The sequence below is a fragment of the Allosaccharopolyspora coralli genome, from assembly GCF_009664835.1.
Classification (GTDB): Bacteria; Actinomycetota; Actinomycetes; order Mycobacteriales; family Pseudonocardiaceae; genus Allosaccharopolyspora; species Allosaccharopolyspora coralli.
Genome location: NZ_CP045929.1, coordinates 3,395,541 through 3,420,985, shown reverse-complemented (window position 1 = coordinate 3,420,985; position 25,445 = coordinate 3,395,541). Strand labels below are relative to the sequence as shown.

The 25,445-nt window shown below is 68.2% G+C and carries 23 protein-coding genes and 1 riboswitch; of the genes, 12 read left to right on the top strand and 11 right to left on the bottom strand.

Features of this window, described 5'->3' with window-relative positions:
- Nucleotides 1–155: 155 nt before the first annotated feature.
- Nucleotides 156–2,510 (bottom strand): LuxR C-terminal-related transcriptional regulator, encoded by a 2,355-nt coding sequence (locus tag GIY23_RS15985; protein WP_154077394.1) that lies wholly within the window; start codon nucleotides 2,508–2,510, stop codon nucleotides 156–158.
- A gap of 220 nt (nucleotides 2,511–2,730) precedes the next feature.
- Here GIY23_RS15985 and GIY23_RS15980 point away from each other — a divergent pair, with 220 nt between their 5' ends.
- On the top strand, nucleotides 2,731–3,384 hold the full coding sequence (locus tag GIY23_RS15980; protein ID WP_154077393.1) for a DUF2461 domain-containing protein: 654 nt from the start codon (nucleotides 2,731–2,733) through the stop codon (nucleotides 3,382–3,384).
- A 219-nt stretch (nucleotides 3,385–3,603) separates the two neighbouring features.
- Here the strand turns inward: GIY23_RS15980 and GIY23_RS15975 are convergent, their stop codons facing one another.
- Nucleotides 3,604–3,918, bottom strand: a complete 315-nt coding sequence (locus tag GIY23_RS15975; RefSeq protein ID WP_222850176.1) for a VanZ family protein — start codon at nucleotides 3,916–3,918, stop codon at nucleotides 3,604–3,606.
- 137 nt (nucleotides 3,919–4,055) lie between these two features.
- Here GIY23_RS15975 and pyk point away from each other — a divergent pair, with 137 nt between their 5' ends.
- Both pyk and tesB read left to right on the top strand, forming a co-directional pair.
- A complete protein-coding gene (gene pyk / locus GIY23_RS15970; protein ID WP_154077391.1) occupies nucleotides 4,056–5,477 on the top strand; it encodes a pyruvate kinase in 1,422 nt (473 codons plus the stop codon).
- Between the two features lie 34 nt (nucleotides 5,478–5,511).
- Complete coding sequence (gene tesB / locus GIY23_RS15965; RefSeq protein WP_154077390.1) at nucleotides 5,512–6,459, top strand: acyl-CoA thioesterase II; 948 nt, start codon at nucleotides 5,512–5,514, stop codon at nucleotides 6,457–6,459.
- Nucleotides 6,460–6,993: 534 nt separating this feature from the next.
- Here the strand turns inward: tesB and GIY23_RS15960 are convergent.
- A complete protein-coding gene (locus GIY23_RS15960; protein WP_154077389.1) occupies nucleotides 6,994–7,491 on the bottom strand; it encodes an Lrp/AsnC family transcriptional regulator in 498 nt (165 codons plus the stop codon).
- Nucleotides 7,492–7,587: 96 nt separating this feature from the next.
- On the opposite strand from GIY23_RS15960, the gene GIY23_RS15955 reads away from it, so the two are divergent.
- Nucleotides 7,588–8,199, top strand: a complete 612-nt coding sequence (locus GIY23_RS15955; RefSeq protein ID WP_154077388.1) for a LysE family translocator — start codon at nucleotides 7,588–7,590, stop codon at nucleotides 8,197–8,199.
- A gap of 182 nt (nucleotides 8,200–8,381) precedes the next feature.
- A complete protein-coding gene (dacB, locus tag GIY23_RS15950; protein ID WP_154077387.1) occupies nucleotides 8,382–9,953 on the top strand; it encodes a D-alanyl-D-alanine carboxypeptidase/D-alanyl-D-alanine endopeptidase in 1,572 nt (523 codons plus the stop codon).
- A gap of 127 nt (nucleotides 9,954–10,080) precedes the next feature.
- On the opposite strand, the gene GIY23_RS15945 is transcribed toward dacB, so the two are convergent.
- The 5 genes from GIY23_RS15945 to GIY23_RS15925 all read right to left on the bottom strand — a co-directional run bounded on the left by GIY23_RS15945 (nucleotide 10,081) and on the right by GIY23_RS15925 (nucleotide 16,022).
- Nucleotides 10,081–10,728 (bottom strand): DedA family protein, encoded by a 648-nt coding sequence (locus tag GIY23_RS15945; protein ID WP_154077386.1) that lies wholly within the window; start codon nucleotides 10,726–10,728, stop codon nucleotides 10,081–10,083.
- Nucleotides 10,729–11,325: 597 nt separating this feature from the next.
- On the bottom strand, nucleotides 11,326–12,384 hold the full coding sequence (gene bioB / locus GIY23_RS15940) for a biotin synthase BioB (RefSeq protein ID WP_154078899.1): 1,059 nt from the start codon (nucleotides 12,382–12,384) through the stop codon (nucleotides 11,326–11,328).
- A 155-nt stretch (nucleotides 12,385–12,539) separates the two neighbouring features.
- Nucleotides 12,540–13,817: a serine hydroxymethyltransferase gene (gene glyA / locus GIY23_RS15935; protein ID WP_154077385.1), complete on the bottom strand. Its 1,278-nt coding sequence runs from the start codon at nucleotides 13,815–13,817 to the stop codon at nucleotides 12,540–12,542.
- Between the two features lie 37 nt (nucleotides 13,818–13,854).
- Entirely contained in the window at nucleotides 13,855–14,958 is a 1,104-nt protein-coding gene (gcvT, locus tag GIY23_RS15930) for a glycine cleavage system aminomethyltransferase GcvT (RefSeq protein ID WP_154077384.1), read from the bottom strand.
- A gap of 215 nt (nucleotides 14,959–15,173) precedes the next feature.
- Nucleotides 15,174–15,282, bottom strand: a riboswitch (glycine riboswitch).
- 101 nt (nucleotides 15,283–15,383) lie between these two features.
- Nucleotides 15,384–16,022, bottom strand: a complete 639-nt coding sequence (locus tag GIY23_RS15925) for a TetR/AcrR family transcriptional regulator (RefSeq protein ID WP_154077383.1) — start codon at nucleotides 16,020–16,022, stop codon at nucleotides 15,384–15,386.
- Nucleotides 16,023–16,323: 301 nt separating this feature from the next.
- On the opposite strand from GIY23_RS15925, the gene GIY23_RS15920 reads away from it, so the two are divergent.
- The 4 genes from GIY23_RS15920 (at nucleotide 16,324) to GIY23_RS15905 (ending at nucleotide 20,391) form a co-directional block, all read left to right on the top strand.
- The gene (locus GIY23_RS15920; RefSeq protein ID WP_154077382.1) at nucleotides 16,324–17,889 is read left to right on the top strand and encodes a long-chain-fatty-acid--CoA ligase; all 1,566 of its coding nucleotides are present in this window, start codon (nucleotides 16,324–16,326) and stop codon (nucleotides 17,887–17,889) included.
- Between the two features lie 49 nt (nucleotides 17,890–17,938).
- Complete coding sequence (gene fabG / locus GIY23_RS15915) at nucleotides 17,939–18,706, top strand: 3-oxoacyl-ACP reductase FabG (protein WP_154077381.1); 768 nt, start codon at nucleotides 17,939–17,941, stop codon at nucleotides 18,704–18,706.
- Between the two features lie 86 nt (nucleotides 18,707–18,792).
- On the top strand, nucleotides 18,793–19,971 hold the full coding sequence (locus GIY23_RS15910) for an acyl-CoA dehydrogenase family protein (RefSeq protein WP_154077380.1): 1,179 nt from the start codon (nucleotides 18,793–18,795) through the stop codon (nucleotides 19,969–19,971).
- Between the two features lie 72 nt (nucleotides 19,972–20,043).
- Entirely contained in the window at nucleotides 20,044–20,391 is a 348-nt protein-coding gene (locus tag GIY23_RS15905) for a hypothetical protein (RefSeq protein ID WP_154077379.1), read from the top strand.
- 147 nt (nucleotides 20,392–20,538) lie between these two features.
- On the opposite strand, the gene GIY23_RS15900 is transcribed toward GIY23_RS15905, so the two are convergent.
- From GIY23_RS15900 to GIY23_RS15890, 3 genes are read right to left on the bottom strand one after another with little or no spacing between them, the layout of a single operon-like run.
- The gene (locus GIY23_RS15900; RefSeq protein WP_154077378.1) at nucleotides 20,539–21,513 is read right to left on the bottom strand and encodes a hypothetical protein; all 975 of its coding nucleotides are present in this window, start codon (nucleotides 21,511–21,513) and stop codon (nucleotides 20,539–20,541) included.
- Nucleotides 21,510–22,463, bottom strand: a complete 954-nt coding sequence (locus tag GIY23_RS15895; protein WP_154077377.1) for a polymorphic toxin type 24 domain-containing protein — start codon at nucleotides 22,461–22,463, stop codon at nucleotides 21,510–21,512. Before GIY23_RS15895 ends, GIY23_RS15900 begins: the two co-directional genes overlap by 4 nt.
- Nucleotides 22,460–22,795: a hypothetical protein gene (locus GIY23_RS15890; protein WP_154077376.1), complete on the bottom strand. Its 336-nt coding sequence runs from the start codon at nucleotides 22,793–22,795 to the stop codon at nucleotides 22,460–22,462. The genes GIY23_RS15895 and GIY23_RS15890 overlap by 4 nt, the downstream gene beginning before the upstream one ends.
- 55 nt (nucleotides 22,796–22,850) lie before the next feature.
- On the opposite strand from GIY23_RS15890, the gene GIY23_RS15885 reads away from it, so the two are divergent.
- The 3 genes from GIY23_RS15885 to GIY23_RS15875 all read left to right on the top strand — a co-directional run bounded on the left by GIY23_RS15885 (nucleotide 22,851) and on the right by GIY23_RS15875 (nucleotide 25,430).
- Entirely contained in the window at nucleotides 22,851–23,291 is a 441-nt protein-coding gene (locus GIY23_RS15885) for a YbaB/EbfC family nucleoid-associated protein (RefSeq protein ID WP_187351910.1), read from the top strand.
- Nucleotides 23,292–23,394: 103 nt separating this feature from the next.
- A complete protein-coding gene (locus tag GIY23_RS15880) occupies nucleotides 23,395–24,585 on the top strand; it encodes a Tm-1-like ATP-binding domain-containing protein (RefSeq protein WP_154077374.1) in 1,191 nt (396 codons plus the stop codon).
- 17 nt (nucleotides 24,586–24,602) lie between these two features.
- Complete coding sequence (locus GIY23_RS15875) at nucleotides 24,603–25,430, top strand: phosphoenolpyruvate hydrolase family protein (protein ID WP_154077373.1); 828 nt, start codon at nucleotides 24,603–24,605, stop codon at nucleotides 25,428–25,430.
- Nucleotides 25,431–25,445 lie beyond the last annotated feature (15 nt).

The following is a 25,445-nucleotide window of genomic DNA, read 5'->3' as shown; positions in this document are numbered from 1 at the left end:
GCCGGTCGGGGGACGGCTCTGGGGTTTCGGGGCTCACCTGCTCAACACTCCCCGTGACAATGTCACGCGCGCATCACGGCAAGTACTCGGATAGGTACCTAGTTTCCGCCGATCAGGGGAACACTGATTACGACGAAGTCACGGAAAGTGAAAACTCAGGGTGATTGATCACCGGAACCGCCGGTGTGCTGGCCCGCCAGCCACCCGGCGATCTGTGCGCGCGAGCTGAAATCGAGCTTGGTGAGGATGTGCTGCACGTGGCCCTCGACCGTGCGCTGCGCGATGACGAGGTTCTCCGCGATCTCCTTGTTCGTACGCCCCTGGGCCACCAGCGCGGCGATCTCCCGCTCGCGGCGAGTCAGCTTCACCTCGTCCCCGCCGGCGGTCTCCTTCGTCGGGGCCGGCTTCGGCCGCTTCTTGACCTCGAGCGCGAAGTCGAGCGCCCCGGCCGAGGTCATCCGGTAGCCGCGCTCGAACTCCTGGTCGAAGGTGTCGTCACCGAGCGCGGTACGCGTCTCCTCCTCGTGTTGCACGTGCGCGGCCTCGAACGTCGCGTAGAACGCCGGCGCCGCCCGCACCGCGTCCCACATCGCCGCGGACGCGCCGAACAACCGCGCCGCCCGGTCGGGTCGCCGTTGACGCTGCGCGATCCACGCGAGCGTGCCGAAGCTGAACGCGGTCGCCAGCCGGTTGTCCAGCCGACGTTTGAGGCGCAACGCGTCCTTGGCCGCGTTCTCCGCGTGCTCGAGGTTGCCCCGCTCGAACTCGACGTGTGCCGACGCCCACAACGCGTACGCGCGCCAGAACACCTCGTCGTAGTCCGTACTGAGTGCGATCGCCTGCTCCAGCAGGACCAGGCCCGTCTCCGATTCGCCGGTCATGCCCCGCACGAAGCCCAGGCCGAACAGGGCGAACAGCTCGCCCTGCGCGGCCCGCGCGGTACGGAACCCGGACAGCGCGTCCTCCAGCAGCGTCGTCGCCGTGGACAGGTCTCCGACGAAGAACGCGCGCATCCCCCGGACCTGTGCGAGGTACGCCGCTTGGGCCACGCTGCCCGTCGGTCCCGACGCAGCCTGGTCGAGCAGCTTGTCGGCGGCGGGGACGTCACCCTGCAACAGGGCGAACCACGCGTTCGCCCGAACCGCCGCCGACCGCTGCGGGCTCGGCGTCGACGACCGTTCCAGGCCCTTCTCCAGCCACATCCTGGCCTCGCCGTTGAGTCCCCTCGCGGTCCAGTACGGCGTCAGCTGCACCGCGATCAGCAGTGCCGTGGTGACTCCGTCGTCGTCCTCCAACGCCGCGTCCATCGCGGCCCGCAGGTTGCCGTGGTCGTTGTGCAGCCGTTCCAGCCACGCGACCTGCTCCGAACCGATCCACTCCCGGGCGAACCGGTTCACCAGCCCCGCGAACCAGTGGTAGTGCTTGCGCCGCACCGCCCGCTGCTCACCGGACTCGGCGAGGCGCTCCTGGCCGTAGTCCCGGAGGATGTGCAGCAGCCGGTACCGGACCTCGCCCTCGGTCTCCTCCCGCAGCAGGACCGACTTGTCGACCAGCGAATGCATCGCGCCGAGCACCGCGACCGGGCTGAGCCCGTTGCCCGCGACGTGTTCGGCGGCCTCCAGCTCGAAGCTGCCGGAGAACACCGAGATCCGCGCCCACGCCCGGCGTTCGCCCTCGGTGAGCAGGTCCCAGCTCCAGTCGACCAGTGCCTGCAGGGTCTGCTGCCGAGACGGGGCGCCGCGCCGACCCTGGGTGAGCAGGTCGTAGCGCTCCGCGAGCCGCTCCTCCAGTTGCTCCAGCGACAGCGACCGCAACCGCACCGCGGCGAGTTCGATCGCCAGCGGGTTGCCGTCCAGGTGGTGGCACAGCCGCATCAGCGCCGGACCGTTCTGGGCGTCGACCTCCAGTTCCGGCAGCACCGCACGCGCCCGGTCGAGAAACAACCGCACCGAGGCGAACTGCTCGTAGGACTCGGGAGCAGGCAGGTGGTCCGGGTCCGGCACCTGCAACGGGGGCACGACCATCGTGCTCTCACCCGCGACGCCGAGCGACTGCCTGCTGGTGGCGAGGATCCGGACTCCGGGGCAGCGGCGGATCACCGTGTCCACGAACAGCGCGGCCTCGTCGATCAGGTGCTCGCAGTTGTCCAGCACGAGCAGCATCTCGCTCTGCCGAAGCTGGTCGACGACACCGTCGACGTCCGTCGGCGATTCCGGGGTGCTCAGCCCGAGCTGCTCGCGGACCGCGTCGGCGAGCAGCGACGGATCACGTACGTCCTCGAGCTCGACGGACCAGGCCTTGTCGCGGAAGTTGCGCCGGACATTCGTGGCGACACGAATGGCCAGCCGTGTCTTGCCGACACCGCCGGATCCGGTGAGGGTCACCACACGGGACTCGGCGAGAAGACGCTTGGTCAGCGTGATCTCACGGCGCCGCCCGACGAAGCTCGTCACGTCGACCGGCAGGTTGCCCGCAGGCTCCCGGGTGCTGGCGTGTGCGGGAGGAGCCACGACTGCGAGACTACCCGCTGCAGCGCGGTTGAACTGGGCGAAACGATCCTGCTGACGTGCCGCGCGGAGCTGGTTCCAACGTTCGTGTGGCCGTGTCGGAGACGCTCTCGCGGGGAGAGCGCAGTGGGGCCGGAGTGGCTCTCGCTACCAGCCGCGAGACGGGGTTCCGCTACGAAACCGCCCACGCAGATCGCTCCGCGCACCCTCGTACCCTTCCCGCATGGGTTTCGCCGGGTTCGGGGACGGTGCGTGCGAGTTTTTCGACGGTCTGGAGGCCGACAACTCGAAGGCGTACTGGAGTGACCATCTCGCGCTCTACCGCGAGCACGTGCGCGGTCCCATGGAGCAGCTGCTTGCCGAGCTGGAACCGGAGTTCGGGCCCGGCTTCGGCACCGGCAAGGTGTTCCGTCCGCACCGAGACGTGCGGTTCAGCGCCGACAAGTCGCCGTACAAGACGCACTGCGGCGCCGTGATCGAGCGGGGGCGTGGCGGCGGCGCGTACTACGTGGAGGTTTCGGCCGCGGGCATGCTCGTCGCGGGCGGGTGCTTCCACACCGCTGTCGCCCAGCGCGAACGGCTGCGCACCGCGCTCGACGACGAGATCCGGGGTGAACGTCTGCGCGGCATCGTCGACGCCTTGCTCGACCAGCAGTGGGAGCTCGGCGGCGACGTCATGAAGACCCGCCCGCGCGGCATCGCGGCCGATCATCCGCGGCTGTGGCTGCTGCGACACCGCACGCTGCACGTCGCTCACCGGTGGGACCCGGACGAGATCCTGCACGAACGCGCCTGCCTCGACCGCGTCCGCACCGCCTGGTCGGCGCTCGCGGACCTCAACCACTGGTGTGCTGCCCACGTCGGCTCGGCCGGCTGACCCCGCCAGAGTGCATTTGCGAACGGTCATGGGTGCCCGTAGGGCACGGTCATACCTGCCCAGCCGCAGCAAAGTGAGGGGCTCCGGCGTTCGGAGTTCGTGCTTCGCAAGGCAGGGGTTCTCGCGTCGTACGCCTGGTACTCAAGAGGACCCCAACGCCGCGAGGCACGAACTGGGGCGCCGGTACCGGACCACCGACCTCAGTTCCAACACGCCTTCTCAGTCAGAGAGGACGCTGCGCGAGGTGGCCGCGCGAACGCGGGGAGCCCACACCGCCGCGGTGAGCCCGAGCGCCACACCGGCGAGGTCGGCCAGCACGTCGACGGGGTCGCCGCTGCGCCCGAGCGGAAGAAGCATTTGCAGCACCTCGGAGGCCCCGGCGTACAGGGCCAGCCCGAGGGTGAGCGGCCGAGGCGGCAGCCGGGCGAGCGCGCCCGTGCCGGCGAGCGCGGCGAACAGCGTCAGGTGCACGATCACGTCGGTGCCCGGAGGCGCCGACGGCACGCCCGACGCGGGTGTGAACAGAATCACCACACTTGCCAGAGCGACCAGGGCGAACGGTGCCTGTCGCAGGCGAATCCTGTAATGATTCAGCAACGATCTCTCCCGAACGTCCATTGTGTGGGCCACACGCGGTGCGCGAGCCCCCCGACAGACTAGGGTGAGCCGATGTGAGTCGACGAGCGAAGATCGTTTGTACCCTGGGCCCCGCGACCTCGACCCCGGACAAGGTGACCGAGTTGGTCGAGAGCGGCATGAACGTCGCCCGGATGAATTTCAGCCACGGGTCGCATGACGACCACCGCCGGTCCTACGACATGGTCCGGTCGGCAGCGAAGGAGACCGGGCGCGCTGTCGGCGTGCTCGGTGACCTGCAAGGCCCCAAGATCCGCCTCGGCAAGTTCGCGGTGGGTCCCGTCGAGTGGCGCAGCGGCGACGTCGTGCGCATCACGGTCGACGACATCGAGGGCACCCACGACCGGGTGTCCACCACCTACAAGGGCCTGGCCTCGGACGCCAAGGAAGGCGACCGCCTCCTGGTCGACGACGGCAAGGTCAGCCTGAACGTGACCGCGGTCGAGGGCAACGACGTGGTGTGCGAGGTCGACGAGGGCGGCCCGGTCTCCGACAGCAAGGGGCTGTCGCTGCCCGGCATGGACATCTCGGTGCCCGCACTGTCCGACAAGGACGTCGAGGACCTCGAGTTCGCGCTCGAACTCGGGGTGGACTTCATCGCCCTGTCGTTCGTGCGCAGCCCCGCCGACATCGACCTCGTGCATCAGGTCATGGACCGGGTCGGCGCGCGGCGTCCGGTGATCGCGAAGCTGGAGAAGCCCGAAGCAGTCGACAACCTGGAAGCGATCGTGCTCGCCTTCGACGGCGTGATGGTCGCCCGTGGTGACCTCGGCGTCGAGGTGCCGCTCGAGCACGTCCCGCTGGTGCAGAAGAAGGCGATCCGGATCGCCCGCGAGAACGCCAAGCCGGTCATCGTGGCCACCCAGATGCTCGACTCGATGATCAACAACTCCCGGCCGACCCGCGCGGAGACCTCCGACGTCGCGAACGCGGTGCTCGACGGAGCCGACGCGGTGATGCTCTCCGGTGAGACCAGCGTCGGCCGCTACCCGATCGAGACCCTGCAGACCATGGGCCGCATCGTGGAGGCGGTCGAGGCCGGTTCTCCGACCCCGCCGGAGCTCAGCCACGTGCCCCGGACCAAGCGCGGCGTCATCTCGTACGCCGCGCGCGACATCGGGGAGCGTCTCAACGCCAAGGCGCTCGTCGCGTTCAGTCAGTCGGGCGACACGGTGCGTCGGCTCGCGCGGTTGCACACACGGCTCCCGCTGTGGGCGTTCACACCCGAGGAGTCCGTGCGGAGTCAGCTGGCTCTCACCTGGGGGACGGAGACGTTCCTGGTGCCTAAAGTGGACACGACCGACCAGATGGTGCGCCAGGTCGACCAGGCGATGCTGTCGCTGGGCAAGTCCAAGACGGGCGACATGGTCGTCGTGGTGGCGGGGTCTCCGCCCGGTACCGTCGGATCGACCAACTTGATCCGGGTGCACCGTCTCGGCGAAGAGGACCACGTCTGATCAGGTCGGTCCGCACGAGCTGGAGGAGACTGACGTGACCGAAGCGGCACGCGCGGCCGCGGCCGACCCCGCTGGCGCCGAACTCGGGGAGGCCGCGTTCGTCGACGACGCCGGGATTCCGCGCGGGCAACCCGTGGTGGACCGGCTGGTGGCGCTGCTCGACCTGGAACGCATCGAGGAGAACATCTTCCGGGGCGTGAGCCCCGCGGAGTCGCCGGTGCGGGTGTTCGGCGGACAGGTGGCCGGGCAGGCGCTGGTCGCGGCCGGGCGGACCGTTCCCGAGGATCGGCACGTGCACTCACTGCACTCGTACTTCATCCGGCCGGGAGACCCGAGTGTCCCGATCGTGTACGACGTCGACCGCACTCGGGACGGGAAGTCGTTCACGACGCGCCGGGTCGTGGCGGTGCAGCGCGGCAAGCCGATCTTCTCGCTGTCGGCCTCCTTCCAGCAGGATGAGCCCGGCATCGACCACGCCGATCCGATGCCGCTCGACGTGCCCGCCCCGGAGACGCTGCCCAGTTACGGCCAGACCGTCGAGGGACTCGCGGAGGTCTTCGGCGACGCCGTGAAGATGCCGCGCCCCATCGACGTCCGGTACGTGACGGACCCGCCGTGGGTGAGCCGAGCCGCCGGTCCCCGCGAGGCGCGCAGCCAGGTGTGGATGCGCGCCGACGGGAGCCTGCCGGACGATGCGCTGCTGCACGTGTGCATGGTCGCCTACGCCTCGGATCTGACCCTGCTCGACGCGGTGCTGGCACGGCACGGCGTGTACTGGGGGTTGGACAAGGTCGTGGGCGCGAGCCTGGACCACGCGATGTGGTTCCACCGCAGGTTCCGGGCCGACGAGTGGCTGCTCTACGACTGCGAGTCGCCCAGCGCGTCCGGCGGTCGCGGCTTGGCGACCGGCCGGTTCTTCACCCGCGACGGCGAACTCGTCGCCACGGTCGTCCAAGAAGGACTCCTCCGCGTCCTCGACTGACCGCATCCCTGCAGGGTCGTTCTGCGTTGGTGGTGCCGTGGAGGAGCCTGATCTCGTGGCTTGGTGCGTAGGCGGCGCAACACTGTGCGATAGGGGCGGCAAATTCGCGCGAAGATCTTCCCGTGTTGGCTCTGACCGCTCCGAAGCCGACTGGGGCGGCAGGCCGGCGATGCCTATCGAGGCAAAGCAGGAACGACTGGCGGAGATGCTGACGCTCTCGCTGAGTTGTTCACAGGCCTGTCAGCGGTCCATCAGATCGGCACGTTGGGAACTGGTCATGGTTCCCCAGAGTCCACTCACTGCGGCGGCGCTGGTGGAGGCCTTCTCGATCATGCCTTTGGTGGCGCGTCGCTGGATCGACACGGACGCTCACGTGGGTCCTCCCCAGGATCAAGTGCAACGATCAGGGCAAACTCTATCCAAAGCGGGGAAGCGGGATCAGCGTATTGCTACTCAGAGCCCAAGATCACTCCAGGAGCCTCCGCCCCTCCGCAGCGCGGGTGTCAATGTCGCGCGCATGTGCCCCCCCCCGCTTCAGCGGCGGCGAGTGGGGCGGAGGTGCCGCGGGGGAGTGAGAGCGCGGGTGTGGGCCTGTTCCAGCACGATCGAGCTGGTGAAGTGCCGGACCTCGGTGCGCGCCGCGAGCCTGTCGACGAGGAACTCCTGCAGGTGCGTGCTGTCACTGACCGCGAGGTGCAGCAGGAAGTCGGCCTGACCCGACACGTGCAGGAGGCTGCGGGTCTCGGGCTGAGCCAGGACGAACCCGCGGAACGAGTCCACGACCGTCCGCGTGTGCGGGCGTACGTTGATCGACACCACTGCTTCCAGGGGGAGCCCGGCGGCCGCCGGGTCGACGTCGACGTGTGACCCGACGATCACGCCCTGTTCCCGCAGGCGACGAACGCGCTGCAGGCAACTCGACGGGGCGAGGCCGACTCGTTCGGCCAGCGTGCGGTTGGTCAGCGTCGCGTCGTTCTGCAACTCCTCCAAGATGTGCCAGTCGACCGAATCCAGTTCCACCAAATCGGACATGACCGAACATCATACGGAAACGATGGTGCGGAGGGGAATTGGTGACGCACGATCACCCCGGTTCGTCGCACACCCTCGGAAGAATGGTGGTCAGTCGTGGAGATCGCGTGGGGTCCGTTCCTGGTCGGCTTGGCGGTGATCATCATGGTTCCCGGTCCGGACTTCGTGCTCGTCACGCGCAACGCTGCGAACAACGCTCGGCACGGGTGGCTCGCGGCGGCCGGCGTGACCACGGGCCTGCTGCTGCACGCGAGCGCGGCCACCCTCGGCCTTTCGGCGCTGGTCATGGCCGCGCCGACCGCGTTGGTCGTGGTGAAGGTGATCGGTGTCGCCTACCTCGGCTGGCTGGGCGTCCAGATTCTGCGTCGGGCCGGTTCCGCCGAACACACGAACGATATGAGCCTCCACCCGGGGTCGGGTCGTTCGGTGTTCCTGCGTGGCCTGCTCGTGGACGTGCTCAACCCGAAGGTCATGCTCACGTTCCTCACGCTGTTGCCGCAGGCCATGGATCCGGCGGGCGACGCGATGCGGCAGGCGGCGCTGTTGAGCGCGGTCGCGGTGAGTGCCTTCGGCGCGTGGTGGCTGCTGGTGGTGCCGTCGGTGCGACGGATGACCGTGTGGCTCGCCGATCCTCGCCGCCGACGGGTGTTCGAGCGCTGCTGCGGCGGGGCGCTGCTGGCGATGGCGGGCTCGCTCGTACTCGGCTGACAGGGTGCGCGGGGGTTGGTTCGCGTTGGTGGTTTCGTGGTGGACGGTGCCTGACGGCAGCCATCACTCGGCGCGACCAAGTACCCGACCCGCGCGGCCGAGTCGTTGACCGGCGCACCTGATCGTGGTTGATTCGACGATCATCGGTGGTCCCGGTGCGGGGCCGGTCGGAGGGGTGCGCGATGCGTCGTCGCTGGGCTCTCGTTCTGTCGTCCGTCGCGACCTTGGTGGTGGTCGGCGGGGTGCCCACGACCGCAGCGCCGTCCGGACCGGACTCGTTGCGTGCCGATCTCGACCGGATCCTCTCCGACCCGCGCCTGGCGGCCTCACACGCGGGCGTGGTCGTGCGGGACACCGAGACGGGGGAGCTGCTCTACTCCCGCGAGGGCAAGGCCCGTGCGACCCCCGCTTCGAACGCGAAGCTCGTGACGTCGGCGGCGGCGCTGGAGACCCTCGGTCCCGATTTCCGCTTCGGCACCGAGGTCCGGGCCGCGGGGGAGCAAGACGGCGGTGTCCTGAACGGGGACCTGTTCCTGCGCGGCGAGGGTGACCCGACCATGCGGGCCGAGGAGTACGACGCGTTGGCCGCCCAGGTGGCCGAATCGGGCATCCAGGAGATCCGCGGCGATCTCGTCGCCGACGACTCGTGGTTCGACGATGTGCCGCTCGGAACGGGCTGGGCCTGGGACGACGAGCCCTACTACTACGCGGCCCCGGTTTCGGCGCTGACCGTGGCGCCGAACGAGGATTTCGACGCGGGCACGGCGATCGTGCGGGTGTCTCCGGCAGTCGAGGGTGCGGCGCCTGGCGTCGAGCTGGTTCCGGCGACCGGTGTGCTGGAGGTCGACAACCGCGCGACGACCGGACCTCCCGGTTCCGACGCGGATCTGACCGTGGAACGCGAGCACGCCACGAACCGAGTCGTCGTCACCGGTTCGGTTCCGGCAGGCGGAGAAGCGGTCGAAGAGTTCGCCAGCGTCCCGGATCCGACCGCGTACGCCGCGGACGTGTTCGCCCGAGCTTTGGCCGCACACGGCGTCGAGGTCTCCGGAGTCGGCGAGGGGACGACACCGGAGGGTGCGTCGGTGGTCGCCTCGCGGGAGTCGATTCCGTTGTCGGAGCTCCTGGTGCCGTTCATGAAGTTGAGCAACAACGGCCACGCGGAGGTGCTCACGAAGGCGATGGGCCGCGCCGAGCGCGGTGAGGGAAGCTGGTCGGCGGGCACCGACGTGATCGCCGCACGGCTCGCGGACTTCGGCGTCGACCCGGAACAGGTCCGCTTCGTCGACGGCTCCGGTCTGTCCACGATGGACGTGGTGGCGCCCCGTGACCTCGCGACGGTGCTCACCGAGGCTCGGAAGCGGCCGTGGTTCGACGCCTGGTACCGGTCGCTGCCGGTGGCGGGCGTGCCGGAGCGGTTCGTCGGAGGCACGTTGCGCAACCGCATGCGCGACACTCCGGCCGAGAACAACGTGCACGCCAAGACCGGCTCACTGACCGGAGTCACGTCCCTGTCCGGGTACGTGACGGCGCGCAACGGTCACCAGCTGGTGTTTTCGGTGCTGTTCAACGACTTCGTCTCACCTTCGCCGCAGGACCTCGAGGACGCGGTCGCGGTGCGCCTCGCCGAGTACGACGGCGCCGACGACCAGTCGCGCCCTGCCGTGCGGCTGCGCTCGGTGCTCCCGCAGGACGATCCGAGGACCGAGGTCGACGAATCGCAGCTGGAGTGCAGCTGGGTCAAAGCCTGCTGACCGACCACCAAGCCGATTCCCACACGAGGCGAACGGCACTTTCGCCTCGTGTGGTGAGGCGAAAGTGCCGTTCGCCCCACCAGAATGAGGGTCGGGTGAGGCGAGGAATGGACCGGATGAGCGCGACTCAGGCGTCGACGCGGCGGCGACGGAGGCGGCGGGCGACGAAGGTGGTCACCGCCACGACCACGGCGATGATGACGAACGTCTGGAACACGCCGACGTAACTCTCGACGACACCCCAGTTCGCGCCGAGGAAGTACCCGGCGAGGACGAGCAGGGTGTTCCAGATGAGGCTGCCCGCTGCGGTGAAGGCGACGAAGACCGGCATCGGCATCCGTTTGACCCCGGCAGGCACCGAGATGAAGCTGCGGAAGACCGGCACCATCCTGCCGAGGAAGACCGCCTTCGTGCCGTGCCGGGTGAACCAGTCCTCGGTGCGGTCGAGGTCGGTGGCGTCCACCAGCGGGAGCTTCACGGCGATGGCCCGAGTGCGTTCCGGGCCGAGCAACGCTCCGACATAGTAGAGCGCGATCGCGCCGACGACGGAGCCTGTGGTGGTCCACAGGATCGCGCCGAGCAGGCTCATGCTGCCCGCGCTCGCGGCGAACCCGGCCAGCGGCAGGATCAGTTCGCTGGGGATCGGCGGGAACAGGTTCTCCAGCGCGACGGCGAGCCCGGCGCCGGGACCGCCCAGCACCTCCATGATCGCCAGCACCCATGCGGTGATGCCGCCTCCGTCGGTCTGGGCGGCGAGGGCGGACGCAAGGGGCATTGATGATCTCCGAGGACGAAACCGGACACGACTCCATCGACGCTACGGAATCGAACGGAACCGCCCCACCGGTGCTCACCCTGAGACTGCCCCTGAGATTCTCCCGGCCCTCGCAGGTGAAAGGTGAGACGGCGTCCGCGCGAGACTCCTGGTGTTGTGACGAATATCTCCGCTGGATTTCCACTGTGGTGGCATGCACCACTGTGGACGCGAGCACCGTGTGTCGCCGACCGGACACACACGCTGCGACTGACAGAGTGCGCGGTTTGAGGGCTGTGGTCAGGCGCACTGCGTCGGGGTTCCTGCTTGCTACGCAGAACGGCCGACGGCGGGTTCTCGCCTCGTGGCCGGCGGGGACAGCGTCGACGTGGTGCAGGTGGCTACTCGATGTCGACGCTCCCGGAGCCGGCCACGAGGTGAGGTTCCGCTACGGAACCACCCCACGCGGATCAATCCGCGCTTCCTCTGACGCTCAGAGTGCATGTGGGAACTGTGTGCCCGTAGGACACGCCTCATACGTGTCCAGCCTCGGCAGGGCGAGGGGCACGCACTGGGGCGGCGGTACCGGACCACCCACCCACGTCCCACAATGCCCGCTCAGGCGTTGGACGGGAGCTCGGTGCCGGTGCCCCGGCGCCGGATCGCCACGAGATCGTGCCGCTGGTCGGGCAGCGTCTGCTCGTCGGTGCCCTCGATCGTGAACCCGGCGTCGGTGATCATTCTTCGGTCTTCGTCCCCGGTCTGGCCCTCGGACGTGAGGTAGTCACCGAGGAAGATCGAGTTGGCGAGGTGCAGTGCGAGAGTCTGCTGGCCGCGCAGGTGGATCTCCCGGCCACCTGCGAGGCGAACCTCCACGTCCGGGAAGAAGAACCGGTACAGCGCCAGGATCCGCAGGCACCGCTCCGGGGTGAGGGTCCAGTCCTCGGACAGCGGTGTGCCCTCCATCGGGATGAGGAAGTTGATCGGCACCGAGTCCGGGTCCAGCTCCAGCAGCTCGAACGCGAGCGCGACGACGTCCTCGTCGGACTCGCCCATGCCGAAGATCGCGCCCGAGCACGACGACATTCCGGCCGTGGTGGCCTTGCCCACGGTCTCGACCCGATCGGTGAAGGTGTGCGTGGAACAGATGTCGGCGTAGCGGTCCTCGTTGGTGTTGAGGTTGTGGCTGTAGGCGTAGACACCGGCGTCACGGAGTTCCTCGGCCTGGCCGTCCTTGAGCAGGCCGAGGCAGGCGCAGATCTCCACGTCCGGCTGCGCGGCCTTGATCTCCTCGATGGTCTCGGCGATCCGGCGCACGTCGCGCTGACCCGGGCCGCGCCCGCTGGCGACCAGGCAGATGCGCTTCGCCCCTGCCTGCGCGGCGCGATCGGCGGTCTCGGCGGCTTCTTCGGGGCTGATCCACGAGTACTTGAGGATCTCCGAGGTCGAGCCCAGCCGTTGCGAGCAGTAGGTGCAGTCCTCGGGGCACATGCCCGACTTCATGTTGATGATCGTGTTCAGCTTCACCCGGCGGCCGAAGAAGTGCCTGCGCACGGTGCCCGCGGCGGCGACCACGTCGAGCACGTCGTGGGTGTCGGTGAGCACGGCCATCGCTTCGTCACGGGTCGGGGCCCGCCGATCGAGAGCCTTCGTGGTGAGATCCTGCAGCGTCGTCATGGCCACGAGCCTTCCGCTCCGGATCACCGGATCTCCATTGACGACGCCGACAAGTTCGGACGCCCGGAATTGTCGGCGCTGCCTCACCCGACACCGTCCACACACGACAGTGGGGCCGTGCCCTGACGGACACGGCCCCACCGGAGAGAACGAACTCAGAGGTTCGGGTAGAGCGGCTTGTCGGCGGCGAGCTTTTCGACACGCGCGCGCAGCGATTTGCTGCGGGTGTCGTCGAAGGTGGGTTGGAGTGCTTCGGCGATGATGTCGGCGACTTCGGTGAACTCGGTCTTGCCGAATCCGCGGGTGGCCAGCGCCGAGGTGCCGATGCGGAGCCCGGAGGTGACCATCGGGGGCCGGGGGTCGTTGGGCACGGCGTTGCGGTTGACGGTGATGCCGATTTCGTGGAGCCGGTCTTCGGCTTGTTGCCCGTCGAGTTGGGAGTTGCGGAGGTCGACGAGCACGAGGTGCACGTCGGTGCCGCCGGAGACCAGTTGCACACCGGCCTGGGTGGCGTCGTCGGCCTGCAACCGGCGGGCGATGAGGCCGGCGCCTTCGACGGTGCGGGTCTGACGGTCGCGGAACTCCTCGCTGGCGGCCATCTTGAACCCGACGGCCTTGCCTGCGATGACGTGTTCGAGCGGGCCGCCCTGCTGGCCGGGGAAGACCGCGGAGTTGAACTTCTTGGTCAACTCCGGGTCGCCGGAGAGGATCACGCCGCCGCGCGGACCACCGAGGGTCTTGTGCGTGGTGGTCGTGACCACGTGGGCGTGCGGGACGGGGTTGGGGTGCAGCCCGGCCGCGACCAGTCCGGCGAAGTGGGCCATGTCGACCATGAGGTAGGCACCGACCTCGTCGGCGATGGCGCGGAAGGCCGCGAAGTCCAGGTGCCGCGGGTACGCCGACCAGCCGGCCACGATCATCTGCGGCTTGTTCTCGCGGGCCAGTCGAGCGACCTCGTCCATGTCGACGCGGTGGTCGGTCTCGGAGACGTGGTAGGGAACCACGTTGTAGAGCTTGCCGGAGAAGTTGATCCGCATGCCGTGGGTGAGGTGTCCGCCGTGGGCCAGGTCCAGACCCATGATCGTGTCACCGGGTTTGAGCAGGGCGAACATGGCCGCGGCGTTGGCTTGGGCGCCGGAGTGCGGCTGCACGTTGGCGTAGGCGGCGCCGAAGAGGTCCTTGACCCGGTCCAGGGCCAGCTGCTCGACGACGTCGACGTGCTCACACCCGCCGTAGTAACGCCGCCCGGGGTATCCCTCGGCGTACTTGTTCGTCAACGCCGAACCCTGGGCCTCCAGCACCGACTGCGGCGCGAAGTTCTCCGAGGCGATCATCTCCAACGTGGTCTGCTGGCGCCGCAACTCGGCATCGACCGCGGCCGCCACCTCCGGATCCGCATCCGCAAGCCGACTATTGAAGAACTCCGTGGACATGTGCTGCCTCCTGCACTCGTTCTCGGGCGGGGTCTACTCAGCTGGAACGGCGGTAGAACGGCGTGGCAACGACCTCCACGTCGACGTTCTTGCCGCGGATGTCGACCTGCAGGGCGGTGCCCGGCTCGCTGTGCGCGCGGTCGACGTAGGCCATGGCGATGGGGTGTCCCAGGGTCGGCGACGGCGCACCGCTGGTGATCTCACCGATCTCGGTGTCGTCGGCCGCCAGCACCCGGTAGCCGGCACGGGGTGCGCGGCGCTGGTCACTGCGCAGGCCGACCAGGGTGCGGTCGGTGGGCTGCTCGGCGACCTTCGCCAGCGGCGCCTTACCCACGAAATCGGACTCCTTGTCGAGCTTGACCACCCGTCCCAGGTTGGCGTGGAACGGGGTCAGGTCGGCGGAGAGCTCGTGGCCGTAGAGCGGCATCGCGGCTTCGAGCCGGAGCGTGTCGCGGCACGACAGGCCGGCGGGCTGCAGGCCCGCCGGGGCGCCCTGCTCGGTCAGCGCCTGCCACACGGTGGTGGCGTCCTCCGGCGCGGTGAACAGCTCGAAACCGTCCTCACCCGTGTAGCCGGTGCGGGCCAGCAGCACCGGCTTGCCCGCCACGGTGCTCGGGTAGCCGGCGAAGTACTTGACCTCGTCGAGGTTGGTGTCGGTCAGCGGCGCGAGGATCTCGACGGCCTTCGGCCCCTGCACGGCCAGCAGCGCGTAGTCGTTCGAGACGTCCTCGTGGGTGGCGTCGAAGCCCTCGACCCGGTCGGCGACCTCGGCGGAGACGACCGCCGCGTTCGCCGCGTTGGCGACGATGAGGAACTCCTGCTCGGCGAGCCGGTAGACGATGAGGTCGTCGAGCACGCCGCCCTCGGCGTTGCAGATCATGGTGTACCGCGCGCGGCCCGGGGTGATCGCGGTGGCGTTGGTGAGCAGCGCGTAGTCCAGCGCGGCGGCCGCCTGCGGGCCGGTGATCCGGATCTCGCCCATGTGCGTGAGGTCGAACAGGCCCGCGGTGGTGCGCACGGCGTTGTGTTCGGCGATGTCGCCGGAGTAGCGCAGTGGCATCGTCCAGCCCGCGAACTCCGTCATCGTCGCGCCGAGCTGCTCGTGCACCTCGTGCAAGGGGGTCTGGCGGGGCGAGGTCATGGCTGTGCGACTCCTCCTCGTGGCGCCGGTCGTGTCGTTGCTCCGGGCCGCTCACATGCGGAGGTCAGCCTATCCGGGGCGTCGGCACGAACACGGGCGCGGGTGTTTGCGCTGGTGAGACCGTCTCCCCGGAGTCATTGGCCTGAGAGTTTCACCGCGCGAGGCGGCTTGCACCGTGGGCGAGGAGCGGGCGCTCCTGCTTTTCTCCGTTCGCCTGGTACCGAGCGGTGTCTGTGGCCTGAGAGTTTGGAGGGAGGATTGCTCCTTCGGCGCCCCGGTCCGGGTGCGAGGCACACCGGGTGGGGTCTCTCCCGCTCGACGTCGTGGGCGCGGTGTTCTGTTGTCGTTGGCTCGGCCGATGACGCTACGGAAGCGCTGGGTACGGAGTCAACCGGAGGGCAGCGTGATCCACGCGGCCGTCACGGTCACCGCTCGGGCGGCTCGGCCACCTGTTCGTAGACCGTGAGCAGGCCGTCGACCAGTGCGGACAGTGCGAGTTCGAAGCTGTCGTGGTCGATCTCCGCGGCGTGTCGTGCCAGCCGGTGTGCCTGGTTGAGGTGCGGGAACTTTCCGTCGTAGACGTCGGGCTCGTCGACGAAGCCCCGGGAGAACGACCCCATCGCGGCACCGACCACGAGGTACTTGGTCGAGGCGCCGATCATCGTGGCGTAACGCTGCGGCCACCCGTGGTGGGTGAGTCCGCCGTGCACGGCGTCGGCGCGCTGCAGTGCGACGTCGCGGCGAGCGGGCCCCGAGGCGACGAACGGCACCAGGTTCGGATGCTCGGCCAGCGCGGCGCGGTACGAGCGCGCCCAGGTCCGCAGCCCGTCCTCCCAGCCGTGGTCGAAGCCGGAGGTGTCGACGCGGTCCATGATCTCGTTGGCGATCTGGTGCAGCAGCTCGTCCTTGGTGGAGACGTGGTTGTACAACGACGCGGCCCGGACACCGAGGTGGTCGGCGATCTTGCGCATGGAGACCGCTTCGAGGCCGTGAATGTCGATGAGGTCGAGCGCGCTGCCCCGGATGCTCTCCGGGGACAGCAGCGGATTCGTCGGTCTCGGCACGGTGGTCTCCTGTCGTGGGTCGGACGTGCACAGGTGTGGCCCACTGCCTGCTGTGATCCGGGGCGCACCGCCCGTCACCTCGGGTGACCGGTGGACGTTGAACCGGTCGGGCTCCGTGGAGGTGTGACCCTTGCGTGCTGTGTCGGAACGGTCGTAGGCTGCCATAAAACTAACGGCGTTAGTTACTGGTGTCCATTCCTTCGGCCGCTCCCCGGTGGTGGCGGACCTCCCGATGCCCACGGTTCTCGTCCGTACCTCGGCGCCCGGAGTGGGCGCAGAGACCTCGACAGGAGGCCCCCGCATGACCACAGCAGAGCCGACCCTCGGTGCGACCCTCTCGCTCGCCTCGGTACTCGCCGAGCCCGCCCGGCGCCACCCGGCCCGGGTGGCCGTCGTCGAGGGCGAGGAGACCATCACCTACCGCGAGTTGTGGGAGCAGGTGCGCAAGCACGCCGCCGCCCTGCAGCAGCAAGGGGTGGGCCCCGGCGATCGGGTCGCTCTCGTCGCCCCGAACGTCATCGACTTCGTGCGGTCCTACTACGCGATCATCGCGGCCGGTGCCGTGGTGCTGCCGGTGCCGCTGCTGCTCGTGCCCGACGAAGCCGCCTATCTCATCAGGGACGCCGGGGCGAAACTCGTCGTCTCGCACACCTCGCAGCTCGCGCTCGCGCGGGACTCGGCCAAGCGCGTGGGCGTGCCGGTGGTCACCGTGGGTCCGACCACCGCCGACGAGCCGTCGCTGACCGAGCTCGCGGCCGCGGCCGACCCGATCGCCAACCACGTCACCCGCGTGCCCGATGATCCCGCCGTCGTCTTCTACACCAGCGGGACCACCGGGCGCCCCAAGGGCGCGGTGCTCACCCACCTGAACCTGGTGCTCAACGCGACGGTCAACGCCTTCGACGCGAACGACACCCGGCACGAGGACCGGATCCTCGGCTGCCTCCCGCTGTTCCACGTCTTCGGGCAGACGGTCTCGCTGAACACCACGTTCCGCGCCTCGGCGACGTTGGTGTTGCAGCCGCAGTTCGACCCGGCCGCCGCGATCGACCTGATCCGCGAACACGGCATCACCCAGATCAACGGCGTGCCGACGATGTACATCCGGATGCTGGAGGCCGCGCCCGAGGGAGCCGACCTGTCGTCGCTGCGGCTGTGCATCTCCGGTGGTGCGGCGCTGCCGGTCGCCGTCCTGGAGAACTTCGAGTCCCGGTTCGGCGCCCGGATCTACGAGGGCTACGGGCTCTCCGAGACCTCGCCTACGGCGACGGTCAACCAGCCGCTGCACGGGACCCGGCCCGGCACCGTCGGGCACTCGCTGTGGGGCATCGACGTCGAGGTCGCCGACCAGGACCGCGAGGACCGCATCGAGCTCGTGCCCACCGGTGAGCTCGGCGAGATCGTGGTGCGGGGCCACAACGTCTTCGCCGGATACCTCGGCGACCGCGAGGCCACCGAGGCGGTGCTCGTCGACGGCTGGTTCCGCACCGGCGACATCGGCCGCAAGGACGCGGACGGATTCCTGTCCATCGTGGACCGCAAGAAGGATCTGATCATCCGCAACGGCTACAACATCTACCCGCGTGAGGTCGAGGAGCTGCTCGTGCGGCATCCGTCCGTCTCGCAGGTCGCCGTGCTCGGTGTCCCGGACACGGGGCGGGGCGAGGAGGTGTGTGCCGTGGTGGTGCCCTCCTGCTCGCTGGACGAGGCCGACGAGACCCTCGCCAAGGGAATCATCGGGTGGGCAGCGGAGAAGACCGCGCACCACAAGTACCCGCGCAAGATCGTCTTCCTGCCGGAACTGCCGCTGGGGCCGAGTCACAAGGTCCTCAAGCGGGAGCTGCGCGAGACGATCTCCCAGCAGTGAGGTCGGCGTCGGGCCGACCTCGGATCACGGAAGTGAGGAAGTGCCGAGCATGAGCGAGGAACTGAGCGGCCGGGTCGCGGTCGTCACCGGTGCGGCCCGCGGGATCGGTGCCGCAGTGGCGGAGAAGCTGGCCGCGTCGGGTGCGGCGGTCGCACTCGTCGACATCGACGAATCCGCCGGCGCCGATGCGGTCTCCCGGATCACCGACGCGGGCGGCAAGGCGCTGGCTGTCGGCGCGGACGTGACCGACTCGTCCTCTGTGGACGCCGCGTTCGCGCGGATCGCCGCCGAGCTCGGGCCGGTCGGTGTCCTCGTCAACAATGCGGGCGTCACCCGGGACAACATGCTGTTCAAGATGTCCGAGACGGACTGGGACCTGGTGATGGGCGTGCACCTGCGGGGCGCGTTCCTGTGCAGCAAGGCCGCGCAGAAGCACATGGTCGAGCAGCGCTGGGGCAAGATCGTGAACCTCTCCAGCGTGTCCGCTCTCGGCAATCGGGGTCAGGCCAACTACTCCACGGCCAAGGCCGGGGTGCAGGGCTTCACCCGGACGCTGGCGATCGAGCTCGGGCCGTTCGGCGTCAACGTCAACGCCATCGCCCCCGGATTCATCGTCACGGACATGACGGCCGCCACGGCGGAGCGGATCGGCGTGGACTTCCAGGACATGCAGGACATGACCGCGAAGGACACGCCGGTGCGCCGGGTCGGCAATCCCGCCGACATCGCGAACACGGTCGAGTTCCTCAGCAGTGAGAACTCGTCGTTCATCACCGGTCAGACGTTCTACGTCGACGGCGGGCGCAAGCTCGGCTGACGGCGAGTGGACGGCCGTGGCCGCACACGGCCGTCCACTTCGGACTCCTCATCTCGCGATTCCCGTCCTGTTCGAAAGAAGGCATCATGGTCGACTTCTCCCTGTCCGAGACCGAGCGCGACATCCGCGACTGGGTACGCAACTTCGTCACCCGCGAGCTGGTGCCGATGGAGAACGAGGTACTGCGCCGCGAGCGCCGCGGTGAGGAAGGAATCACCTCGGAGGAGAAGAACGCGTTGCGCGAGAAGGCGCGCGCGGCCGGGTTCTGGGGCGTGCAGACCCCGGAGGAGTACGGCGGTATGGAGCTGCCCGCGGTGATGGCCGCGCTCATCGAGATCGAGCTGGGCCGGACGTTCGTGCCGTTCAGCTTCGGTGGCGGTGCGGACAACATCCTCTACTACGCCAACGAGGAGCAGAAGCAGCGTTACCTGCTGCCGACCATCGCCGGTGAGCGCAAGTCCTGCTTCGCGATCACCGAGCCGGGTGCGGGTTCGGACGCGAAGGAACTCCGGACCACGGCGCGCAAGGAAGGCTCGGAGTGGGTCATCGACGGTGAGAAGACGTTCATCACCGGCGGGATCGACGCGGACTTCACGATGGTGTTCGCGGTGACCGACAAGGACAAGGGCGCCGACGGGGGTGTGACCTGCTTCCTGGTGGACCGCGACATGGGCTGGAAGTCCGAGCCGATCGAGATCATGGGCGAGCGGGAGCGCCAGCCGGCCGCATTGATCTTCGAGAGCGTCCGGGTGCCGGAGGAGAACATCCTCGGCGAGCTCGGCGGGGGGTTCCGGCTCGCGATGCAGTGGATCGGCAGCGGCCGGTACCTGCTGCCCGCCCGGGCGCTGGGCAACTGCGAGCGCATGGTCGAGATGAGCATGGACTACGCCAAGAACCGCAGTACGTTCGGTGCGCCGATCGCCGACCGGCAGGCGATCCAGTGGATGATCGCGGACTCGGCGGTGGAGATCGAGGCACTGCGGTGGCTCGTGCTGCAGGCCGCGTGGCAGCGCGACCAGGGCATGGACTCGCGCCACGCCCAGTCGATCGCGAAGCTGCACGGCGGTGTCCGGGCGAACGAGATCGTGGACCGCATGCTGCAGATCCACGGTGGCATGGGATACACCAAGGAGTTCCCGCTGGAGCGCTGGTACCGGGACCTGCGCCTGCTGCGGATCTTCGAGGGCACCGACGAAATCCAGCGTCGCACCATCTCCCGCAACCTGCTCAAGGGCCACGCCTCGGTCAGCGGGTCCCTCGGCTGAGGACACGGGCTCGCGGGGTGGTGGGTGCCGGTACCCTGGTGGTGTAGACCCCGGATCGGAACTGGAGCCACGATGTCGCTGTTCAGGAAGGTCATGCGTTTCGCGAGTAGCCCGCAGGGCCAGATGGCCATCCGCAAGGCCAAGCAGATGGCGCAGGATCCGAAGAACAAGCAGAAGATCGACGACCTGAAGAACAAGGTCCTCGGCGGCTCGGGCGGGTCGAGTTCGGGCACCACCAGCTCCGCGGACCCGAACGACTTCCGCGGCTTGGGCGGTCAGCAGTCCGGCGGCACGAGCTCCGGGCCCACCGGCTCGCAGGGTAGCGGCTCGCAGAGCACGGGCTCGGCGAACCCGAGCGACTTCCAAGGCCTCGGTGACCAGCAGCCCCGCCGCGACAACCCGGGCACGTCCCAGTCCTGACTCCAGCGTCTGTCGTCGGAGCGAACGGCACTTTCGCCTCATCTCATGAGGCGAAAGTGCCGTTCGCTCCGAAGTTGCGGCGGGAGGTGAGCGGCTGGGGGCGGCTGGGGAAGCGCAAGCGCGGCGCAGCTCTGTTCGCGCCGGAAGTCATGCGGACGGTGGGTAGTGGAAGACCGGGATCGGTGCGGATGGCTCGGTCCCGGTCGTGGTCCAGCGCAGATGGTCGAGTACCGCGTCCGCCGTGGGGCTCGACAGGTCGACCAGCGCGACGTGCCGATTCCGTCCCGCCGCGCGTGCGGCGGCCAGTGCTGCTGGGAGTTCGGTGACGAACTGTTCGGCAAGACTGCGGTCTTTGACCCAGAGTTGTTCGAACTTGGTGAACAACAACGCTTCCAGGGGTGACTGTGCGAATGCTTCCGTCAGAGTGGTGGCATGGGCAGCGAAGCTGGCGAGTAGCGTCGTCATGTCCGTCACCGAGCGGAGGTCGACTTCTCGAAGCAGCGTCGACCGGGTCGGTAGTTGAGCGAACCGGGCCAGCAGTGACGGCGGAAGATCGACGTGGACGGCGTCGGGGACATCCCTCAGTGAGGGAAACTGACCGGTTGCCAGATCGTAGACGACGACTGCGCTCGCGCAAGGGGTTTCCGGCGGTTTGCTGTAAAACGTGACCTGGGGGCCGTAGGACTCCTCGGTGTCGTACACCTCGACGATGAACTCCCGGTCGGGGAACTCTTTTTTCAGCAGTGCATCCCAGCAGTGCGCCAAAGTCTGCGCGAGCTGGGACAAGTCGTCGTCGTAAGGTCCCGTATCGGAGCCACCGAAAACATCGTACAGGGTCGTGAGGTTGCACTTTTCCTCGGTCCGCGACAGGTCCCCTTGAAATTGTTCGATCCAATCATCGATGATTGGATCGCTCGGTCTGTCGATTCGCCCTTCCAGGATAATGCATCCTCGGTATTCTTCGAACGCTGGGCAAAACAGCCATTGTGATGCGACGACGAATGGGATTGCCGTTTCTTGATTCAGGTAATCCAGCGGCCCGAAATCGTCACCGTTGAGTTCCCGCCACGGCGTCAGAAAATGCGGCACGGCACGATCTTCCGGCTGACGTGGGGAGCTCACGGTATCTCCTTCGATGAGGCTGGCCTCGGCTTTTTCTTGTTGATTTGACCAACGTGTTGTTCGCCGGTTTCGGGGTTGACGTTGACCTTGTAGTCGACGACATGCGGAGTGGGCACGCCACCGTGATCACGACCTTGTAGGTCGACCCTCTTTACGGCGAAACCATTGTTGTCGTAAACAGTGTAGCAGCTCACTGCGCCGTTCTCAGGTGGATTTCGCAGGTAGAGGACCGAATTGGGTTCCGACTCGAGTGGGAGGGACCGTCCGCGCTTTCCCGGGTCGGTGTACTCCGTGCCGTTGTCGATGAGCTCCCGGGCGGGCGGCAGTGGTTGGTCGCGTGGGTACGTCGGCTCCGATGGAGGTGGCGGAGGTGGCGGCAACGGCTCCGGTGAGGGCTCGGGCAGGATTTCGGCGAAAAACTCGATGATGTCCTGTAAGAATCTTCCGATCGCGCGGAAAGCGGGACGAAACCAATTCGCTATGGTGCTCGCCAGTTGTCGGATCAAGGTAGCGAGGAATCGACCGAGAGTCCGGAGGAGTAGGCCGATGAGCGGTCCGATCACGGCGATCGTCGCGCTGGTGCTCTGCAGCTCGGTCCGCGCCTGGTGGCCTCTGGCGAGTACGTCGATGATGGAGGACTTCGTACTCAACGTCGCCTGGGCCATCGCCTCCAACCCGCTTGCGATCTGGTCTGTCGCGACAACGCTCATCGCGAGATGGCGGTCCACCTGTGACCAGTAGTCTTCGAAAGCGTTGATCACGGCGCCCTGGTGTCGGGCCACGATGGTTTGCGCGACGTCCGTCGCCTGCGCGTGTGTCTGCCCGAGTTCCTTGGCCGTGGCACGCCAGGATGCGGCGAGGTCACAGAGTCGGTCCTCGTCGGCTTGTGGCCACGCTGCGCCGGTCTCGTGGAGAAGTGCGCTCAGTTCGGGTGGCAGTGTCACGCTCATCGCGGTGGACCGAGCTCGTCGGCGATGCGCTGGAGAGCCGCCGCGTGTTGATCATCCGTTGTTTCGATGTCGTCGGCGATCTCACGCAGTACTGTTCCGAGTCCGGCGATGCCCTGGCCGACGGACTCCAGTGCGCGACCGGCGAGATGAGCGACTTCGCCGTATGCGCTTCCGAACGCGAGACCGGGTTCGTCCGTGCCCCAAACGGCGTTGCTGCCGGACAGCTGGAAGCGCCGAGCGTTCGCGTGCGCTGATCGCTCGTCGCCGAGAGCACGCAAGCGACCACCGGACTGCCGTAGGTGTTCGGTGTTGACAGCGAAGCCGTTGGTCATGTGTCCCACTTGTCAGAAGTCGATCCGCGTTCGGCGATCGGACCGTACCCTGATCATGGACCGGGTGTACGCGGAATCGGCACATGAGTGGGCCGTCAGCGCGGAGGGGAGAACGATGGACGGCGGGAGTTTCCTCGAGGAGCAGGCAGGGTTTCAAAGTGACGGCGCAACGCCGCATGCAGCGGATGCGGTGGCAGGCGAGGGCGTGGCCGGTGACGGCGGGATACGGGTAGCGGTCGGGGTTGAGGGTCGAGTGACTGAGGTGTCTCTGGACCCTGTGGTGACCGGGCGGGCTGATTCGCAGTGGCTGGGGAGGGCCGTGGCAGATGCCGTGAACGACGCCTTCGACGATCTCGACCGTCGTGTACGGGAGAGCGACGGGGTGCTCGGCGTGCTCGCGGACGATCTCCAGCAGGTGACTACCGAGTTCGAGCGAGCGATGGGGAGTGTGCGGGAGGACATCTCCAGGGTGCAGCAGCGGCTGAACCGATATTGATCGGCGGCCTCGCTGGACATCGTCCGTCACCTGATCAACGGGATGTGGCTTCGGCGTCGTCGCAGTAGGGTTCCGGGAGGCGTCGACGGAGATCGGAGGGGCGATGGGTAGCGCTTACGTCGTGGGGACCTTCGACACGAAGGGTGCCGAGCTGCATCATGTCGCCTCGCTGCTCGCGGCGGGTTCGGATGTGGTGACCGTCGACCTGAGCACCTCAGGCACGCCCGAGCACGGTTCGGTGAGCGTCTCGGCCCAGCAGGTCGCTGCGCACCATCCCGACGGGGTGAACGCCGTGTTCACGGGCGACCGGGGGAGTGCCGTCTCAGCGATGGCGACCGCGTTCGAACGGTTCCTGCCCTCCCGTGAGGACGTCGCCGGGGTACTGGGGCTCGGAGGTTCGGGCGGCACCGCACTGCTGGCGCCCGCGTTGCGCGCCCTCCCGGTGGGAGTCCCGAAGTACGTCGTGTCCACTGTGGCCTCTGGCGACACGTCGTCCTATGTGGACTACAGCGACGTGGTGCTGTTCCCGTCGGTGACCGATGTCGCCGGGCTGAACCGGATCTCCCGTCGAGTCCTCGGCAACGCCGCGCACGCGCTGCTCGGTGCGATCACGCACCCGGTGCCCGACGTGGCGGACCTGCCTGCGGTGGCGCTGTCGATGTTCGGTGTGACGACGCCGTGCGTCACCGCGCTCAGCGAACGCCTGCACGACGCGTACGACCCGTTGGTCTTCCACTGCACCGGAACCGGTGGGCGCGCCATGGAGAAACTCGTCGACGATGGCTTGGTGGCGGCCGTGCTCGACGTGACCACGACGGAAGTCTGCGATCTCGTCGCCGGCGGGGTGATGAGCGCGGGCGAGCAGCGGCTCGACGCGATCGCCCGCAGCCGCGTGCCCTACGTCGGTTCGTGCGGCGCTCTCGACATGGTCAACTTCGGCGCGACCGTGCCCGAGCATTACCGCGACCGCACCCTCTACGCGCACAACCCGCAGGTCACTCTGATGCGAACGAACGCCGACGAGTGTCGACGCATCGGTGAGTTCCTCGCGCGCAAACTCAACGCGTGCGAGGGGCCGGTTCGGTTCGTGCTGCCGGAAGGTGGTGTGTCCCTGCTGGACGTCGCCGGCCAGCCGTTCCACGATCCGGAGACGGACGCCGTGCTGTTCGACACGATCGAACGCGAACTCCACCAGACCGACCAGCGGCGTCTCGTGCGGTCCCCGCACGCGATCAACGACCCGGAGTTCGTCAGCACCCTGCTCGACCAGTTCCACGAGGTCTCCCCGGCGTGAGCGTTTCAGGAGGATCGATGCCCCAACGCGCCGAGCTGATGCGGCGTTTCCACGAGAAGGTCGCGCGCGGCGAGTCGATCGTCGGCGGCGGTGCCGGAACCGGGCTCTCCGCGAAGTGCGAAGAGGCGGGCGGCATCGACCTGATCGTGCTGTACAACTCGGGTCGCTACCGGATGGCCGGGCGCGGCTCGCTCGCCGGGCTGCTCGCCTACGGCAACGCCAACGACATCGTCGTCGACATGGCGCCCGAGGTACTGCCCGTCGTGCGCCACACGCCCGTGCTCGCCGGCGTCAACGGCACCGACCCGTTCATGATGCGGGAGCGCTTCCTGCGGGAACTGGGCGACTTGGGCTTCGCCGGGATCCAGAACTTCCCGACGGTAGGGCTCATCGACGGCACCTTCCGCGCCAACCTCGAAGAGACCGGCATGAGCTACCAGCTCGAGGTGGAGCTCGTCGCCGCAGCGCACGAAGCCGACCTGCTGACAACGCCGTACGTGTTCTCCGCCGACGACGCTCGAGCCATGACCCGGGCGGGTGCCGACATCATCGTCTGTCACATGGGGCTGACCACCGGCGGTTCGGTCGGTGCCGACACCGCCAAGACCCTCGACGACTGCGTCGCCTCCATCGACGAGTGGGCGCAGGCGGCCACCGAGGTACGCGACGACGTGCTCGTGCTGTGCCACGGCGGCCCGATCTCCATGCCAGAGGACGCCGAGTACGTCCTGAGCCGCACCGCGCGCTGTGACGGGTTCTACGGCGCGAGCAGCATGGAACGCCTGCCCACCGAACAGGCGCTGACCCGACAGACCGAGGCGTTCACCCGAATCAGAACCCGGTGACCAACAGGAGGCGAG

Coding starts and splice junctions, on each gene's coding strand:
- GIY23_RS15960 (WP_154077389.1), bottom strand. CDS start 7,491: ATGTCCGATTTGGTGGAACTGGATTCGGTCGACTGGCACATCTTGGAG.
- dacB (WP_154077387.1), top strand. CDS start 8,382: ATGCGTCGTCGCTGGGCTCTCGTTCTGTCGTCCGTCGCGACCTTGGTG.
- GIY23_RS15875 (WP_154077373.1), top strand. CDS start 24,603: ATGCCCCAACGCGCCGAGCTGATGCGGCGTTTCCACGAGAAGGTCGCG.
- fabG (WP_154077381.1), top strand. CDS start 17,939: ATGAGCGAGGAACTGAGCGGCCGGGTCGCGGTCGTCACCGGTGCGGCC.
- GIY23_RS15945 (WP_154077386.1), bottom strand. CDS start 10,728: ATGCCCCTTGCGTCCGCCCTCGCCGCCCAGACCGACGGAGGCGGCATC.
- GIY23_RS15980 (WP_154077393.1), top strand. CDS start 2,731: ATGGGTTTCGCCGGGTTCGGGGACGGTGCGTGCGAGTTTTTCGACGGT.
- GIY23_RS15920 (WP_154077382.1), top strand. CDS start 16,324: ATGACCACAGCAGAGCCGACCCTCGGTGCGACCCTCTCGCTCGCCTCG.
- bioB (WP_154078899.1), bottom strand. CDS start 12,384: ATGACGACGCTGCAGGATCTCACCACGAAGGCTCTCGATCGGCGGGCC.
- GIY23_RS15895 (WP_154077377.1), bottom strand. CDS start 22,463: ATGAGCGTGACACTGCCACCCGAACTGAGCGCACTTCTCCACGAGACC.
- gcvT (WP_154077384.1), bottom strand. CDS start 14,958: ATGACCTCGCCCCGCCAGACCCCCTTGCACGAGGTGCACGAGCAGCTC.
- GIY23_RS15905 (WP_154077379.1), top strand. CDS start 20,044: ATGTCGCTGTTCAGGAAGGTCATGCGTTTCGCGAGTAGCCCGCAGGGC.
- GIY23_RS15885 (WP_187351910.1), top strand. CDS start 22,851: ATGGACCGGGTGTACGCGGAATCGGCACATGAGTGGGCCGTCAGCGCG.
- GIY23_RS15910 (WP_154077380.1), top strand. CDS start 18,793: ATGGTCGACTTCTCCCTGTCCGAGACCGAGCGCGACATCCGCGACTGG.
- GIY23_RS15890 (WP_154077376.1), bottom strand. CDS start 22,795: ATGACCAACGGCTTCGCTGTCAACACCGAACACCTACGGCAGTCCGGT.
- GIY23_RS15880 (WP_154077374.1), top strand. CDS start 23,395: ATGGGTAGCGCTTACGTCGTGGGGACCTTCGACACGAAGGGTGCCGAG.
- glyA (WP_154077385.1), bottom strand. CDS start 13,817: ATGTCCACGGAGTTCTTCAATAGTCGGCTTGCGGATGCGGATCCGGAG.